This window comes from Blastopirellula marina (assembly GCF_002967715.1).
Lineage (GTDB): Bacteria > Planctomycetota > Planctomycetia > Pirellulales > Pirellulaceae > Bremerella > Bremerella marina_B.
In genome coordinates, this window is the sequence record NZ_PUIA01000042.1 from 166,568 (window position 1) to 182,931 (window position 16,364).

The following is a 16,364-nucleotide window of genomic DNA, read 5'->3' on the forward strand; positions in this document are numbered from 1 at the left end:
ACACGCCTAATTGCCCACTTTTTTGCAGCGGCATACCCTCGGGGATAGTGCCCTGCTGACTTGCAACTTGCCGGTAGGGAACTGAGAATGTGACTTTTCCCCGCCCCAGTCCCGATGGAAAGACCGTCACATGCGTCACAACCCTGTCAAAGCGAAATTGAAAGCAGGCGAGCCCACCTTCGGTACATGGTTGTCGCTGGGTGACCTTTACGCCTCGCGGGTATTGGCCCGTATGAGTTGGGATTGGCTGACGCTTGATATCGAACACTCGGCGATTGACTGGTCGCAAGCGGCCATGATCTTTGGTGCCGTGGCCGATGCCGGCAGCGTTCCCCTGGCCCGAATTCCCGATCACGATCATACGACGATCAAACGCACGCTGGATGCTGGTGCCTGGGGCATTGTTGCCCCCATGGTCGATACGGTCGAGCAGGCCCAGGCGGTGATCGCCGCGGCCAAGTATCCACCCCAGGGAAATCGTAGTGTCGGTGGTGGGATGCACGCGATGAACTTCGACGCCACGGCCGGCGACTACTACCGCCGTGCGAACGACGAGATTCTGGTGATCTTGCAAACGGAAAGCCCTTTAGGCGTAGAGAATGCCGAGGCCATCTACGCCCTGCCCGGCTGCGATGGCATCTTTATCGGACCGAACGACCTGCGGGCTCAAATGCGTACGCCGGACGGGACCGATCCGACGCCTGAAGCCCACGAAGAGATGATCCAACGCGTGATTGCCGCTGGTAAGAAGGTCGGCACACCGACTGGCATGCATACGATGGAGCCTGAGGAAGCCCTGGTGCGAGCCGGCGAAGGGATGCAGTTTCTGGCCGTGGGAAGCGATCTGCGATTGATGACCGTCAAAGCCCAAGAGTCACTCAAGACACTGCGTCCTGATGGCGATCAGCGCGACCTTGCTCGGTATTAATGGGACACGATTGATTCGAGTAACGATGGCGGGGTCAAGCCGTGACGGAAGCGGACGTCGACAAAATCGAAAGCGAGTTGGGGATCACGCTTCCCATGGACTATCGAGAGATAGTGCTGCACTTTCCCGTTCGCTTTGAAGCGGGAACGACTGATGGCTTTCTCTGGGACGACGCAGCGGCGCTGATCGAGAGAAATCGGGAACTGACATCGGCGCGTAAACCTTGGGGCGTTGAACTCCAGCCGCTGCCAGAGCAGTATTTCTTCATTGGCGACGACAAAGCGGGCTGGCAGTATTTGATCGATACGACGAGCGAGCCCTCGTTGGTTTACATCATGGAGTACGAGAGTATCGAGCGAATCCAGCCAATCTCGACCTATCTGAACGCGGATAAAGAGCACGTTTTGCTTTCAGAGTGGTTTCACGACTACCTGAAAACTTATCGCGACGACGGGGTCGATATCACCGCGAAAAAATTTCCGGCCAGTGAACCGACCTTGGGCGGACTGTTTGTGTTGTTCGCTTTCTGCTGCTTGATTGCTTTAGTCTTCGTGTTGCTGACGATAGGCATCGAGATGATTCAAGGCAAATGAGCTTCAAGCGTTACTTGGCAGGCTCGGTCGCCACTTGTTGCCCCATCCCTTTGGTAAGGGCCATGAACGCCGATTCGAGGTTGATTTCCTCTTCGCGGAACATCGTGAGCTTGTGCCCTGCTTGGATCAGCAGGGTGGGCAGGTCACTGTAGTCTTCGGCATCTTTCTTCAGCGTGACCAACAAGTGATCGACGCGCGACTCAATGCTTTCGACGATATCGGCTTGTTCCAGCACTTTGCCGGCGGCATCGTTATCGCCAGCCACGGCAACCAGCAGCGTAGTCTTCTGCTTAACCTGCTTCATGACCTCGGCGACCGAAGCGTTCACTTCCAGCACGCCGCGATCGATGATGCCAATCTTGTTACACACGTCGGCCAGTTCCGGGAGAATGTGGCTGGAAACGATGATCGTTTTGCCCATGTCCCGCAGACGCTTGAGCAGATTTCGCATCTGAATACGAGCACGCGGGTCCAAGCCGCTGGCCGGTTCGTCCAGCAGCAGAACCTGAGGGTTGTGCAGCATCACGCGGGCCAGGCCCAGACGCTGCGTTTGCCCGCGCGAAAGCGTGTTAGCGAACGCGTTGCGTTTGAATTCGAGGTCGACCAGTTCGAGCATCTCGTTGCATACCTTGGCCCTCTCTTTGCCATTGATGCGGTAGGCGGCGGCAAAGAATTCGAGGTACTCGATCACTTTCATGTCGTCGTACACACCAAAGAAGTCAGGCATGTAACCAACCAACCGGCGAATTTCTTTGGGCTTGGTGTAGATCGAATTACCGCAGACGTAGGCTTCGCCCCAGGTAGGATTAAGCAGCGTCGCGATAATTCGCATGGTGGTCGTTTTGCCGGCACCGTTGGGGCCGATGAAACCGAACACGTCCCCCTGATCGAGATCGAGTTCAATACCTTTGATCGCGAAGAAATCGCCGTACTTTTTGGTCAGGTCGACAGTCTTGATCATTTCTGGGCTATCTCACTCGGGCTGCGCTTCTGAACGGGATAAATAATTCGCACGTACGACCACGATTGGGTCTGGGTGTCGTCGACCGGCTGGCCGTCGACCTGGATCTTGCTGGGTGGGTTGGCGACTTTGCCGACCAGGACGGCTCGATCACCTGTGATGTGCGAAGAAAGATCCACGTAGCTTTGGAATCGATTGGAAAGACTGGAATAGCTGCGGCCACCAGCAGCACTATGGAACATGGTGATCTCCATGATCCGCTGAACATCGGTACTTTGACGGTCCCACAGTTCGCCCCCGTCGGTCGACTCTTGGACGCGTCGCCGTTTGAGGACTTTCTCGGTGTTCTGGGCCGATTGGCCAGGCACGATTCGAGCGGACCCATTCGCCGGCAGCTTGGCCACAAAATATGCCCAGCGGCCATGGAAGACGTAACAGTCGGTCAGTTCCATGTCGGTCGGATTGGTCAGCACCCCTTCGATGAGTTGGCTTTCGCGTTCGTTGAGAGGTTCGTACTCGGTTTTGCTGAGCGGCCCCCAGCCACGCCCCATCAGTGTTTTGGAAGACCAGATTTGAATGGGCAACTCTTGCAGCGATGCCTGGGTCGTGTCGTCTTTCAGGGCGAAGTTGATCGCGTAAGGTGTTGGCACCGTCGAGATCGACTGACGAGCACTCATGCCCCCCAAGCCTGAGCCGGCGAGACCTTGCCAGCTGACCAGTTGGTTCCAGTTATTCGACGGGACGGTGACTGGCTGCAGGTTGACTTCATACCGCTGCGATTCTGGGCTGAACAAATGGAACCAGGTAGTCGAACGCACCAGCTGGCTTTCCAGGTCGATGTCGACGACTTCGACGTGATTCATCTTGAGTGAAGTCCCCTTCCACCATGTCGCCAGCGACCAGATACCGACACTGGCCAGCAGAATCATGGCGGGAAAGGTGACCCAGGTCCATTCCATCCGCAGGCCCACCTTGCGGAGGAAGAAATAGTCGCCGGGGCCGATCAGCGCCAGGTAGGCGATGATGATAAACCCGATCAAGAAGAACGATACGCTGCGCACGCCAGGGAACTGATCGAGTGCTAATCGTAGCTGACCGGCAATGTCGGTATAGCCGAAGTGAGCAACGCTGCTACCGGACTGCATTGAGACCTTCGATTCGTCCAGCCGGTCGCTGATGCCATCCAGCAGAAGCTTGAGCAGCGGTTCGCGACCGGGCCAGTTGGCGATTGGGTTGGCGGACAGATCGAAGGCAAAGAACTCGACGACGCCAAATCCATTCGCACTTCGTATCCATAACGGCGTGGAAGCCTGACGCGATCCTTCCTGCACCACGATGATTCCGGATGGGCTTTGCATGACGGCGATCGGCAATGGCTTTTCAACTGGACGGTCGACATGGGCGACCGTGTTGATCAGCGCTTCTAGTTCGGTGGTATTGCGAAGCTGCTGGACTTCGCGGAAGGTGCCTGGACAGAAGGAAGCCAGCGGCTTCCCCAGGCCGATCAAGTCGGCAGCCTTGTCGCCGACCGATAGAGTCATCTTGCCCCCCAGCTTCAGCCACTTCTCAATAGCAGCCAACTGCTCTGGCTGCATGGCACTGATCTGAGCCGGATCGTTGGCCGACCAGACAATGTGGTCGATCCCTTCCAGCATGTACCATTGGCTGGGGATTTGATAGGGGCTGGGAAGCGTCACGAACGTGGTCGAATCGCTGAGATCGGACGCGTAACGATTGAGGGCTTCGCCGAGACCGATATCGGGACCGATCTGGAGGAACAAACGATTGGAAGCGGCGACTGGCTTGGCTAACTGCGAAACGGGGATCTCGCGAATGGAAGTCTTCACGCTCCCCCCTTCCTCGGTGATGAACTTGATCTTCAAGTTAGAATCACGCCGGCCGATTTTGGCGGGGACACGATAAAAGAAGAGATCGCCTGCTTGATTGGACTTGGGTGCCATGATCTCGGTTGGCACGCCGTCGCTATCCAAGGCGATGATCGATACCTTGGGCACCGAATTGATAAACTCTTCCGACCGCACCGAGAATCGAACTTCGGTCCAACTGCCAAGCTTAAAATGGCCGGCGATGCCAAGTTCAGGCGTCAGAACCTGAAGGTCATGTTCTTTGGCCACCCAGTAGCCGGCGGCCTCTGGTTCGGGTGGTAGCGATGTGTCGGACTGTGCGCGGGCCGGTTGCGATGCAACCAGCAGGCAGCCGAGTACCGCGATCAAGCAGAAGGAAAAGTAGTTGGGAGTGGGACTCCGCATCGTGTTACCAAAACAAGCGTAGGCCTGTTCTCTTAGCGGTGGAATCATTGGGACAGTCTGGCGTGTCAGGCCACGATCAAGCTGCTTCGGGTGATTTGCATTGGTTGGATCATGCCAAGGCTAAGCAAGGCCCTTGTAGCAAACTATTTAGGATAATCGGCACCGGCGATTGGGGCGAGCCAAAGCACGCGGCGGGTGCCCGAAATTTGCCGGAAGTTAACACCGTATTTTACGGTTTTTCCGCATCATCACACGTGCAGACGAATTTCCCACAGCCGGGGCAGCCGCTGCCATATTTTTCGTTCAATGCTTCGGCCAGGTCGATTCCGGCGACATTGGCGATGGTGGCCAGCCAGGCAATCACGTCGGCGAACTCCTCCTTCCGCTCCTGGTGCGTGCCCCCACGAAGTGCGGATGAGAGCTCCCCCACTTCTTCCATGAGCCACATGAATGTTCCTTCAATGCCGCGAGACTCGTCTTTTTCGTAGTACATCTCGCGAATCAGCTTTTGGAGCTGGCGGAACCCGACATCGTCGGCGTTGGTCTGTTGGTGGGAACTATCAGACGAGGTCATAGGGTTTCTCGGTTAATCTTTGAGGATGGCTTTCGCGGCAGCGTTTTCGGGATCGATTTCGAGAACCCGCTGGGCCAACTTGAGAGCTTTTTCGTTGTTCTCAATTTGCTTGTAAAGCTCTGCCGCTTCGACCGACCACGATACCGTTTTTGGTCGCAACTGACCAGCAACCTCAAACTCGCGTGCCGCCAGATCCCGCTTATTTTGACCGCGATAGGCCTGAGCCAACAACGCGTGCGCGTCGGCATCGGTTACCTGAATGCCGATCACTTCGTAAGCCCAGCGTGCCGCTTCCTCCCACGACTCTTGCTGTAGGAGGATTTCAGCCATCTTTTTCCGCAGAAGCACGTCGTGGTGCTTCTGAGCGGCTATCTGGGGAATCAACTCGAGCAGCGCCACATTGTCTTTTTTCAGCAGATGAATGCGGAGGATCGATTCCTGCCAATCGAGCTGTCCAGGTTCCTCGTCGGCCCCACGCTGATACAGCTTGAGTGCGTCGTCGAAGCGTTTCTGTTTCACCCGCAAGCCGGCCAGAAGAGCAACCGCATTGCGTTCGAATCGATCGCTGCCGGCGGCGGTCTCGAATTCCGCGATCGCCTCATCGTTGTCGCCAATAGTAAGGTAGAGTCGCCCTTGTACGTAATGGGCCAGTGGCTGGTCCTTATCGGCGGCTAAGGCCTTCTTGGCATGATCACGGGCATCGGGAAGCGCCTTGCGTTTGAGGTAAATGAAGGCCAACTGTGCTTGGGCGTCGGCATCCTGCGGGTTCTCTTCAACCGTTTGATAAAGCTCAGCGAAGGACTGCTCGGCGTCGGTGCTGAGCTTGATGCCTGTGACTTCTTGCTTCAGAAACGCGACATACTCTTTCTCGAATTCCGCTTTGTCGATTTGAAACACATCCTGCAAGATTTCATCGGTCGTCTGGTAGTTGTGGTAGGCGGCCAGCATCCTGGCGAGGGCATCATCGCCGAACTTCTGCTGGATGAACTGCGAATAGTAATAGGCCTGGCAGTAGGCCATGGTCCAGTCGTCCTGATCGCTGGGACGAATGAAACCATAGTTGATCGTATCGAGATTGAAGACGCGATCCTCAGCCAGGCGGCGCGCGAGCAGGGTCTGCCATTCGGGTGGACGTTGTTCGCTTTCGTACGAGACCGCCAAGGCCTCGGTGAACCAGTGCGGGATGTTGAAGTCGGTTTGCTGCAGGTTCACCACATGCACAAACTCATGACGAATGACGTGGGCCCAGTTGTAAGGGTTGGGTACTGCGTCTGGCGAGGCCATGGCAATCATCTTACCGGCACACGCGCCGACCGTTCCGATGTAGGGTAGCCCGACCATGCGAGCACTGAACCAGCCGTGCCCGCTGGTATTCTTGGCCTGGTTGAAGATCTCGATCAGCGACTTCTCCTTCGGCGTGTAGCCGAGGCCTTGGCATACTTTGGGGTAGACGTTTTCTTCGAGGAACCGCGACATGTAGACGGCCAGCAAGCGATCCTTCGAAGGATCGAAGCGGATGACGAAGTGATCGGTTTCGATCGTTTCGTAGGTGGCCAACACGTCGAGGACTTCCAGCGTGTTCTTCACGCGGACGTTGAACGGATCGGCCGCGAAGGCTTCGTCGAGAACTTCTTTTGCGGTTTCTTCCTCGCCCATCCGCATTAAGACCATGCCCAGATCGCCATGCACGCGGATCAACTGCGGCATCTGTTTCCGAGCTTGCGCGAGGTACTTCGCCGCATCGGGGTACTTACGCACGATGTCGCTGCCGCTACCCAACGCCGCATAGAACTCGCCCTGGTTTTTATGGGCTTGTCCAACCTGGGTAAGAAGCTCACCCAAGCGGGTTGGCTCGTCGGAGTCGGTTTGTGTCAGTTCGCCTCCATCCGCAGCCAGCATTGCCGAGGCAAGGTATCCTTTTGATGTCTGATTGTTGGGGTTGAGCTTAACCACCTCGTGGAAGATCTCGATCGCCTGTTCCGGCCGGAAATCGGTCAGCTTGGCTTTGCCTTGAACCTGCTTGGCCTTGATATGCTGCGGGTTAATGCCCAGGGCAAGTTCGGCCGTGCGCAGCGCGGCATCGACGTCGTAGCCGTTCAGCTCGATCTCTCCCTTCAGGGCATAGATGTCGGCGCTGTTGGCATTGATAGCCAGGGCCTTGTTCAGATGCTTGGCGGCCTCGGCCATGTTGTACTTCTCGGCGAAGAGTTGCGCCATGGCAAGCTCCGCTTGCCAGTAGTTGGGATCACGCTTGAGAACATCGGGATAAAGGTCGTTGACCAGGAACTGAAACTGGCCGCTGTTGCGTGTCCAGCGGGCGTACTGTGATGCGGCCTGGCCGATGTAATAGAGATCTTCGGCCGAGTCGAAGTTGTCCTGCTCGTTGTAGTAGTCGACGAACCACTCGTAACCGGCCTGGGCCGATTCAAGATCGCCTTGCACGCGAGCAAGCTCGGCGCGAAGCCAACGGGCCAGTGTTTGCGAATCATCCAGGGCGAGTGAACGTTTCACGGCCTCGTCAGCTTCTTTCCATTGGCCCCGCTCGAACTGCAGTCGGGCGACTTCGGCCAGAAGTGCGGCAGTGGGCTGGTTGTCTTTCGCGAAGGAGGTAATCGCAGCGAGGGCTTCGTCTCGTTTCCCTTGCGAGTCGAGACTACGGGAAAGCAGAATGACCGATTTGACATCGGTGGGCGATTCGCCGATCTGCGCGACAACCTCCGCATAGCGTCCTTGCTGAAGGTTGGTACGAAGTGTCTGCACGTCGGCAGCGATCGCGAAGCCAAAAGTCGAGAGTGCAAACGTGAAAGCCAGTAGTGCGATGGCGGCGTGGCGGGTCGTCAAGCGAATGGGCTCCTCCCCTCCCCTGCCCTGTCCGGCGAAGAGGGAAAATTTTAGAATGCAGTGTCGACTTTATTCTAGCTGTACGCGTCTTCCAGGGCGAAAGTTTTCGCCCAGATCACGAGTTTGACCCCATGTCTGAGTTTCATACCGTCGCAAAAGTTGGTGATATCCCCGAAGGCCAAGGTCAGGCTTTTAACGTCGGGGGGCGTACCGTCGCCGTGTTTAACACCAAAGAAGGTTACCAGGCGATCGATGACTTCTGCCCACACATGGGGGCATCGCTCGCTTCGGGGCCACTGGAAGACGGTGTGGTTGTCTGTCCGTGGCATGCGTGGGGTTTTCAACTGTGCGATGGTGCCTGGCTCGATAATCCGAAGATCAAGGTCGACTGCTTCGAGGTCCGCGTGGTCGACGACGAGATCCAGGTCCGCGTTAATGAAAAGACCAACTAGCCGTCAATCTCGGCCATAACTTCCTCGGAAATGTTGAAGTTCGCCGAGACACCTTGGACGTCGTCGTGGTCGTCGAGGGCGGACATCAACTGCATCAGCTTCCGGGCATCGTTTCCATCGACATCAACGTAATCTTTCGGGAGCCTTGTGACGCCGGAGCTGTCGATTTCAATGCCCGCTTTCTCTAGGGCTTCCTGCACGTCCGAGTAAACTTCCGGTGGGCAGGTAATCGTGAATTGCTCTGCTTCTCGCTGGATGTCATCGGCCCCAGCTTCGAGCGTGATCTCCATCAACTGTTCTTCGCTCAATTGATCGAGTGGAAGGTGGAAGACTCCTTTGCGATCGAAGTTCCACGCGACACAGCCGCTCGCTCCCAGGTTGCCGCCGTTGGTATCGAACAGCTTCCGCAATTCCGGTGCGGTTCGGTTGCGATTGTCGGTTAGCGTGTCGACCAGTACGGCGACACCACATGGGCCGTAGCCTTCGTAGAGGATCTCTTCGTAGGCATCTCCCTTCGATTCGCCAGTTCCTTTTTTGATGGCGCGATCGATGGTGTCATTCGGCATGCGGGCACTCTTGGCATCGGAAATCGCCAGGCGTAATCGCGGGTTAGATCCGGGATCGCCGCCACCCATCTGAGCTGCGACCGTAATCGCCTTCGAGCACTTGTTCCAGATCTTGCCCCGTTTGTTATCGACTGCGGCCTTCTTGCGTTTGATGTTGGCCCAGTGGGAATGTCCTGCCATCGTCTACAATCTCATCGAAATTTGCATGCCGCCTTGGGGCAACGGGGTGAAAAAGGAAGGGGAACTTAATAGACCGTTAGGTGTTTGTTTTCAGCTTCGACTCAACCTGCGAGAGAATCTTGGCGTCGTCTTCGTCTTGCAGGACATGGGTTGCCTGCTTCCAGCTGGCCAGTGCTTTTTCCTTCTGACCCAAAGCAAGATAAGCGTCGCCCAGGTGATCGAGCACGGTACCGTCTTTGCCGTCGGCGAGCTTCGCGGCATGCTCAAGGGTAGCGACCGCTTCTTCGTACTGCCCCAGGCGGAAATGGGCCCAACCGAGACTATCGAGATAGGCGTAATTGTCTGGCTCGTTGGTGACCGCTTTCTGGATCATGGAGAAGCCTCGTCCCAAGTTCTCTTCATGGTCGATCCATAAATAGCCCAGGTCGTTCATCGCGCCGGTGTCGTCCGGGAATTCGTCGAGTACCTGTTCCAGCCATTCGGTTGCCTGGGGCAAGTCGTCTTTCTGTCCGGCAATCGCGGAAAGCAAACGCTTCGCATCGCGAATTACCTGGCGAGTCTGCTGGTTTTCATAGTCATCGGCAAACTTGTCGAGCAGGGTCTGGTATTCCTTCACTGCTTCTTCCGTCCGGCCAGCATGATACAGGGTCCATGGGATGCGGCTGCGCAGCAGAGCCGATTCCTCGTCCAACAACGCGGCCCGCTTGGCGGTTCTTAGTGCGTCGGACGTTTTATCCTGCATCTCAAGCGTGGTGGCCAGGTAGAAATAGAACAGCGACGTTTGAGACTTGGGCAGCCCCAATTTGATGGCCGAGCGAAAGGCCTGTTCGGCAACCGCTTCCTGCTCGTCCCGGAATGCTTGGAGTCCGAATTGCATGAGAAAACGAGCTTCCTCCTGATTGTCGAGATCAGGGAAAGCGGATTCCGCCCAGGTCCAGGCCGTGTCCCCTTGGGAGGCCAATTGATAGAGGCGGCTAACCCCAATTCGCTCGTTCAACGGGCGATGGGCAGGTGTCAGCGACTTCAAGTGGGCCGTGAGTGAATCCCACTGTTTATCGTCAGCAATTAGTTTTTCCAGCGGCTGACTGATTGTATCGAGGTTGTAGTTTCCATCGAGCGATGTTGCCAGAAGGGATACCAGTGCCGGCCAATCGGACTTCGCGATGTAGGCCTGGCAGAGGAGGTTCAGTGCATCGGCGTCGGTCTCATCTTCGATCAAAGGTGCCGACATGGCGATCACATTGTCCCAATCGTTCTGCTCGGCGTAGAGCTGGGCCAGGAAGTAGGCCAAGGGTGCGTAGTCAGACGAACTGTCGTGCAGCTTTCGTAGACGCTCGAGGACTTCTTGCTGGGCGGCCTCGGGACTATCGGCCAGATGCTTTCGAACTTGTAGAAGTAGCAGGTACGGTTCTTGGCCGGCAACGCGATGATCGGCGGCTAGGTACTTATCTAGTTTAACCTGTGCAGCATTCCAGTCTTTACGTGCCGCGAGAACTTTGGCCTCGTGAATCAGGTGCATTTCCGGGCTGGGAGAGATCTCTTCGGCTTTGGCGAACATCTTGACTGCGTTGTCGGGCTGATCGGCCTCCAGGTAAACGTCTCCCAGCTTTTCAAACGTCGAGCGAAGCCCTCCGCTGGTGAACTGCTCGACGACTCCGTCGAGTTCAAACTTGTCAGGCTCGCTGATCATCTTGGCGACTTCGCTGGCATGTCTAGCCGCCATCTTAGGTTCGTCGTGCGACTGATAAATGCTAAGCAAACGGAAATGGATACCCAGTGCCTGGGTATGGGCTCCTTCCTTCTTCAGCAGAGCGAGTGCCCGTTCGTACAGTTGAATGGCTCGCTCGGTCTGGCCATCTTCCAGGCAGTATTGGGCCACACGCTGCAGCGCGTCGGTCGTCATCGTCATTTGATTTTCTGCCAGTAGAATGGCATACCGCGAAGCGATCTCGTTACGCTGCAGAAGAAATCCGAGCCGCACGATCTCTTGCAGGATCGTCGCCGAGCCTGGGCTCAGGCGGTACGCACGCTGATAGGTTTCCAATGCGCCGGCCACGTCGCCGCGATGATCTTGCAAGCGAGCCTTGGTGAGCAGCGTCGTCAAACGGAGGCGATTCTCGGCCGATTCGTTGCGAGGTGTTTTCTCGACAAACGGATCGGGGATCTGATCAAACGGAAGTTCGTCTTTGCCTTGGTTGGTAGCGACCGATTCTGTCGCCGAGGAATTCTCTGCCGCAAGTAGCGAAGTATGGAAGACACTGCTTAGAACCAGAGCCGCTAGGAGCGAGAACATCCATGAAGATGGACGAAGTATCATAAGACCCTCAACCGGGCGAGGAGTGGATGAATCGATTTTCCCGCAGACAAAATCTGCTGGGGATCGGTTTGCCTTGAATTCTATCCTGGACGGGGGAATTGGTCCAAGATGAAACCCACCACTCTGCTGAGCCGAGTCGTAGGTTCTACTTAGGCTTCTTTTTGGTGATTCGCGTCGACGTTTTCTTAGGGGCGGCCTTCTTGGTCGTCGACTTGGTGGCCTTCTTCTTGGTGGGCTCGGCTTTGGCCGTCTTCTTCTTAGGGGCCGTGCTCTTGGTCGATTTGGCAGCCTTGGTTGGTGCTGCTTTCTTGGTAGTCTCTTTGGCGGATGTTGACTTCTTCTTGGTAGTTGCTTCCGGAGCCGGGGCTTGCTTGGCGGGTTCTTCCTTAGCAGGTGCCGGTTCTTCGCTTACGCGTTTGGGGAAACGCGATTTGGCATCAGGCGAAATTTCCAACAGCAGGTCGCGAATCTTCTTCGAGAATGGTGCATTTTGGAAATCAACGGCCAGTTCATGGACCATGTCCGAGAACTCGACCCCCTTGGTCTTGGGGACGGCCCGTTCCATGCCTGGGATGGTTTGCTTTTCCAATTCCTTGTCGGTGATCGCACCCAGGACAAACATCAGGTTCAACAGAGCACGGTCGACCGGGATTGAGTGCCCACCGAGCCCATGCTGAGTGACATATCCAACGACAAACGGCGTCGCGCCATATTTTTCAATGCTGGCGACAGCTTTGCCCTGGTTGCCCTTCTTCAGGCCTTCGAGGTCGTAGGTGTAAATGGCCTCGAAAATGTTCTGTAGCAGAGTTTTCACGCGAGACGCGGCAACATCCGAAATGGGATGCTTGGCGAACATCTCGGATAGCTCCGGTACGCTGGTCACGCGAACTTCGTTCCAGTCGAAGTATTCGCTTTGAAGCATGCCGTAACATTCTTCGGCGACTTTGTGTGGTGCGTTTTCCAGGATGGCGGCAAACACGAGCTGTTCGAGGATCGACCGTTTGTCGGGACCAGCGGTCGTGTAGTGCTTCTTGATGACTTTGTGGCAAGCGGTGAAGACGTTTGCTCGGTTTGCTGCGGCCATGGCGTTGTGTGAAGTTTCTAAGTTGTGTTGGGCGGGATGATAGGCAAACGGATTCGCGGGATGACTACGAAGACTCCTCCGAGTCCTCGTCTTCTGGTTCCCAGTCTTCGTCTGCCATTACCTCTTCCGAGTCATCCTCGTCTTCCGACGGCGGCAGAACTTCTTTCAGAATGCGGCTGACTTCCAGTGCCTGTTTCACTCCCTTATCGATTTCGAACTCGAGCTTGGGAATGTAACGCGTGTCGATACGGTCATTAATGCACGACTGCAGGAAGCCGGCCGAGCGGCGGAGACCATTGAGGCAGAGCTGCTGCTTCTTTTCGTCTCCCATAATGGAAACATAGACCTTGGCGTTGCGCATGTCGCCCGCCACTTCCACTTTGGTTACCGTCACGTCTTTGACGCGCGGGTCGCGCAGCTGCGTCAGGATTGCCATGCTGACAACTTCCCGAATCGCAGATGCGGCTTTCAATGTTCGACGAGACGCCATAGGTCCTTTCCCCGTAGTTAGGGGCATCAAGAGGGGTGATTAGCTTTCCAGGGTACGAGCGAATTCCTCGACCTTGAAAGCTTCGAGAATGTCCCCTTCCTTGATGTCGTTGAAGCCGGCGAGCTTGATACCACACTCGTAGCCTTCGCGCACTTCCTTGGCATCGTCCTTTTCTCGCTTGAGCGAATCCAACGGATAGTCGCCGATACCACGTCCGTCGCGGTTAACCCGAATACGGCAACCACGTTCGATGGTGCCACCCAAAACGCGGCAACCGGCGATGGTACCGATACGGCTGACGGTGAAGGTCCGCTGAACCAAGGCACGTCCCAGTTCGGTCACACGGGATTCAGGCCGCAATTGGCCTTCGAGCAGCAGTTTGATGTCCTCGGTCACCTTGTAGATGATGTCGTAACGGCGAATTTCGACGCCGCGATCATCTGCCAGGCTGCGAGCGGCTTCATCCGGAATGACATTGAACGCCACGATAACCGCATTCGAAGCGGAAGCGAGCGTCACGTCGGCGACGGTCACGCCACCGACGGTGGCCTGCATCACGCGAACCTTGACTTCGGGGTGATCGAGTTTGTCGAGTTCTTTCTGAATCGCTTCGATCGAACCACGCGTATCCGATCGCAAGATGATGTTCAGGTAGACGATACCAGCATCGTCGCCGGCCAGGTTGCCCGACTGCAGACGTTCCTGGAAGTCCTCGAACGAAACCTTGACAGTGTGGCCGCCAAGCTTATCGGCGCGGGACCGGTCTGATCGCATTTCGGCGATCTCGCGGGCATCGGCGATATCGCGTAGCACGTAGAACTTTTCACCGGCAGCCGGAGCTTCATCGAAACCAGTGACGTTCACCGGGGTAGAAGGAGGTGCTTCATCCAAACGCTTGCGTGCATCCAGCGTGTCGTACATCGCTTTAATACGACCGAAGGTGCTACCGCACACGACCACGTCGCCCACTTTCAGCGTACCGTTGTTCACGATCACCTTGGCGAGCACACCACGGTCCGACTCTTGTTCGGCTTCCAAACAAACGCCGACGGCATCGCGGTTAGGGTTGGCTTTGTATTCGTGGATTTCCGAGGTCAGCAAGATGGTTTCCAGCAGCGTGTCGACCCCTTCGCCGGTGATGGCACTGGTCTTCACGACTTCCACGTCACCACCCCATTCCGCCGGCAACAAGCCATGCTGCGACAACTGTTGCAGGGCTTTTTCGGGGTTGGCACCGGGGACGTCCATCTTGTTCAAGGCCACGATGATGGGCACTTCAGCCGCTTTCGCGTGACTGATGGCTTCTTCCGTTTGTGGCATCACACCATCGTCGGCGGCCACAATCAGCACGGCAATGTCGGTAACATTCGCACCACGGGCACGCATTTCAGTAAACGCTTCGTGACCCGGCGTATCGACGAAGGCAATCTTCTTCTCGCCCTTGTCGACGATGTAGGCCCGAATGTGCTGGGTGATACCGCCTGCTTCGCCGCTAACGACGTTGAGGCCGATGATCTTATCCAGCAGAGACGTTTTACCGTGGTCAACGTGACCCAGGAACGTGACAACCGGAGGACGTTCGACCAGATCGCCTTCGTCGTCGACTTGGTCCTCGATCTGCGAGATGAGGGTGTCTTCGATCGACTCCGGTTCTTTGATCTTAAGATCGACGCCGTGTTCGGCTGCAATCAGTTCAGCCGTTTCGGCATCGAGCATGGCGTTGATGGTAACCATTTGGCCAAATGACATGAGCGTCCGCTGGACAACCTGGGCCGGCAGACCGGTCGCTTCAGAGAACTCACGCAGCGTGCATGGCAGTTCCAGCGCGACGTCTGTCTTGCGCGGTGCGGCGGTCGAAACCTTGGGGCCAGCCTTTTCGCGGCGTGGTCGATGACGGCGTCCTCGCACTTCATCACCATCTCCCCCGTCGGCGGAAATGGATTTGGAGCGTTTGCGGCCTTGGGTTCGGGCATCGCGGCTGCCGGCCATGCCAGCCATACCGGTTGACTTGCCTTTACCTTTGCCTTTGCCCTTGGCTGTCGATTCGCCATCGTCGCGCACATCTGTTACTTCTTCTATGTCCGCTGAAGACTTGCGGTCTTTGGACTTTCGCTTCTTTTCGTGCAGCTTGGTGAATTCTTCGAGAGGCGCTTTCTGCCCCTTCTTGGCACCTTTGATGGCTTCCTTGGGAAGCTGCATGATCGGCTTCTGAGCGGCCGGCTCTTTCGTTTCGGTCGGCTGCTTGGGGGCCGGTGCGGTCGGCATCTTGGCGATCTTAACGACCGGCGTAACCTTCTTCGGCTTTGGTTTGGGCTTGTCGCGGTCGTCTTCTTTCTTCGGACCGCCGCCACCACCCAGGGTGCGAACCTTACGCTGCGAGCCAATAGCGATGTAATCGCCACGGCGAATGCTGCGAACAGGGGCGTCTGGGTCTACTTCCTCGCGAGGCGCGGAAGCTTCTTGGTCGTCAGACGTGCCAGGCTCAGCACCGGCGGCGGATGGCTTTTCAGCGACGACTTCGTCAAGCTCAGGGGCAGCTTCGCGCTGCGGAGTTGGTGACTCTTCCCGGGCCGTTATTTCTGCCGGCTGGGTGGTCTCCTCATGAGCGACGGCTCCGCTCTCTTCCACAAATTCTTCTTCGTGAGGCGATTGCGATTCGTCCTCTTTCGGACGCATCTTGTTGCCCAGAGGACCGCCGAGGGTGCGGATTCGAGAGGGCTTGGCTGGCTGGACCGGGCGTTCAGGACGCATCGGTTCGTCGGCTTCCGGTCGGCTTTGCGAGCCACGGCTACTGCCGCCGCCACCGGAATCCTTGTTCATGAATGCCTTGACTTTGACCAGTTCGTCATCGTCCAGGCTGGCAAGTGCAGACCCTTTCCCGGTAACGCCTGCACGATTGCAGATGTCGACGAGTTGCTTGCTATCTACCTGAAGCTCTTTAGCTAACGCGTAAATTCGTATGGGCACTTTGGCCTTCCTGCTGAGTTTTTTGGGGTGCTGTAAGGCGGATTACCTCACATGACACCTGTTACCGGGACCCATCATCCTACGTCCCGCCAATTATTTTGCCAACCACGAGCCAATTTGCTAATCGTTACAATCGCAATT

Annotated in this window: 12 protein-coding genes; 3 read left to right on the forward strand and 9 right to left on the reverse strand. The window is 56.5% G+C overall.

Going from position 1 to position 16,364, the window contains the following annotated elements; genetic code table 11:
- The first annotated feature begins 130 nt into the window (after positions 1-130).
- Positions 131-928 carry an HpcH/HpaI aldolase family protein gene (locus tag C5Y96_RS15865; RefSeq protein ID WP_105355252.1) on the forward strand — a complete coding sequence of 266 codons (798 nt, stop codon included), beginning with the start codon at positions 131-133 and terminating at the stop codon, positions 926-928.
- A 41-nt stretch (positions 929-969) separates the two neighbouring features.
- On the forward strand, positions 970-1,521 hold the full coding sequence (locus C5Y96_RS15870) for an SMI1/KNR4 family protein (RefSeq protein WP_105355254.1): 552 nt from the start codon (positions 970-972) through the stop codon (positions 1,519-1,521).
- Between the two features lie 10 nt (positions 1,522-1,531).
- Here the strand turns inward: C5Y96_RS15870 and C5Y96_RS15875 are convergent, their stop codons facing one another.
- From C5Y96_RS15875 to C5Y96_RS15890, 4 genes are all read right to left on the reverse strand, one after another.
- Positions 1,532-2,482: an ABC transporter ATP-binding protein gene (locus C5Y96_RS15875; protein ID WP_105355256.1), complete on the reverse strand. Its 951-nt coding sequence runs from the start codon at positions 2,480-2,482 to the stop codon at positions 1,532-1,534.
- Complete coding sequence (locus C5Y96_RS15880; RefSeq protein WP_105355258.1) at positions 2,479-4,752, reverse strand: hypothetical protein; 2,274 nt, start codon at positions 4,750-4,752, stop codon at positions 2,479-2,481. The genes C5Y96_RS15875 and C5Y96_RS15880 overlap by 4 nt, the downstream gene beginning before the upstream one ends.
- 229 nt (positions 4,753-4,981) lie before the next feature.
- Positions 4,982-5,326: a MazG nucleotide pyrophosphohydrolase domain-containing protein gene (locus tag C5Y96_RS15885; RefSeq protein WP_105355261.1), complete on the reverse strand. Its 345-nt coding sequence runs from the start codon at positions 5,324-5,326 to the stop codon at positions 4,982-4,984.
- A gap of 12 nt (positions 5,327-5,338) precedes the next feature.
- On the reverse strand, positions 5,339-8,167 hold the full coding sequence (locus C5Y96_RS15890; protein WP_105355263.1) for a tetratricopeptide repeat protein: 2,829 nt from the start codon (positions 8,165-8,167) through the stop codon (positions 5,339-5,341).
- A 131-nt stretch (positions 8,168-8,298) separates the two neighbouring features.
- Here C5Y96_RS15890 and C5Y96_RS15895 point away from each other — a divergent pair, with 131 nt between their 5' ends.
- Positions 8,299-8,619 carry a Rieske (2Fe-2S) protein gene (locus tag C5Y96_RS15895; protein ID WP_105355266.1) on the forward strand — a complete coding sequence of 107 codons (321 nt, stop codon included), beginning with the start codon at positions 8,299-8,301 and terminating at the stop codon, positions 8,617-8,619.
- On the opposite strand, the gene C5Y96_RS15900 is transcribed toward C5Y96_RS15895, so the two are convergent.
- From C5Y96_RS15900 to infB, 5 genes are all read right to left on the reverse strand, one after another.
- Positions 8,616-9,365, reverse strand: coding sequence for a YebC/PmpR family DNA-binding transcriptional regulator (locus C5Y96_RS15900; protein WP_105355269.1), 750 nt, complete (start codon positions 9,363-9,365; stop codon positions 8,616-8,618). The two genes, C5Y96_RS15895 and C5Y96_RS15900, sit on opposite strands and share 4 nt — an antisense overlap.
- A 76-nt stretch (positions 9,366-9,441) precedes the next feature.
- Positions 9,442-11,658 carry a tetratricopeptide repeat protein gene (locus C5Y96_RS15905; protein ID WP_158261256.1) on the reverse strand — a complete coding sequence of 739 codons (2,217 nt, stop codon included), beginning with the start codon at positions 11,656-11,658 and terminating at the stop codon, positions 9,442-9,444.
- Between the two features lie 169 nt (positions 11,659-11,827).
- Positions 11,828-12,766: a hypothetical protein gene (locus C5Y96_RS15910; protein ID WP_105355274.1), complete on the reverse strand. Its 939-nt coding sequence runs from the start codon at positions 12,764-12,766 to the stop codon at positions 11,828-11,830.
- 64 nt (positions 12,767-12,830) lie between these two features.
- On the reverse strand, positions 12,831-13,256 hold the full coding sequence (rbfA, locus tag C5Y96_RS15915) for a 30S ribosome-binding factor RbfA (protein WP_105355276.1): 426 nt from the start codon (positions 13,254-13,256) through the stop codon (positions 12,831-12,833).
- 39 nt (positions 13,257-13,295) lie between these two features.
- Entirely contained in the window at positions 13,296-16,223 is a 2,928-nt protein-coding gene (gene infB / locus C5Y96_RS15920) for a translation initiation factor IF-2 (protein ID WP_105355279.1), read from the reverse strand.
- Positions 16,224-16,364 lie beyond the last annotated feature (141 nt).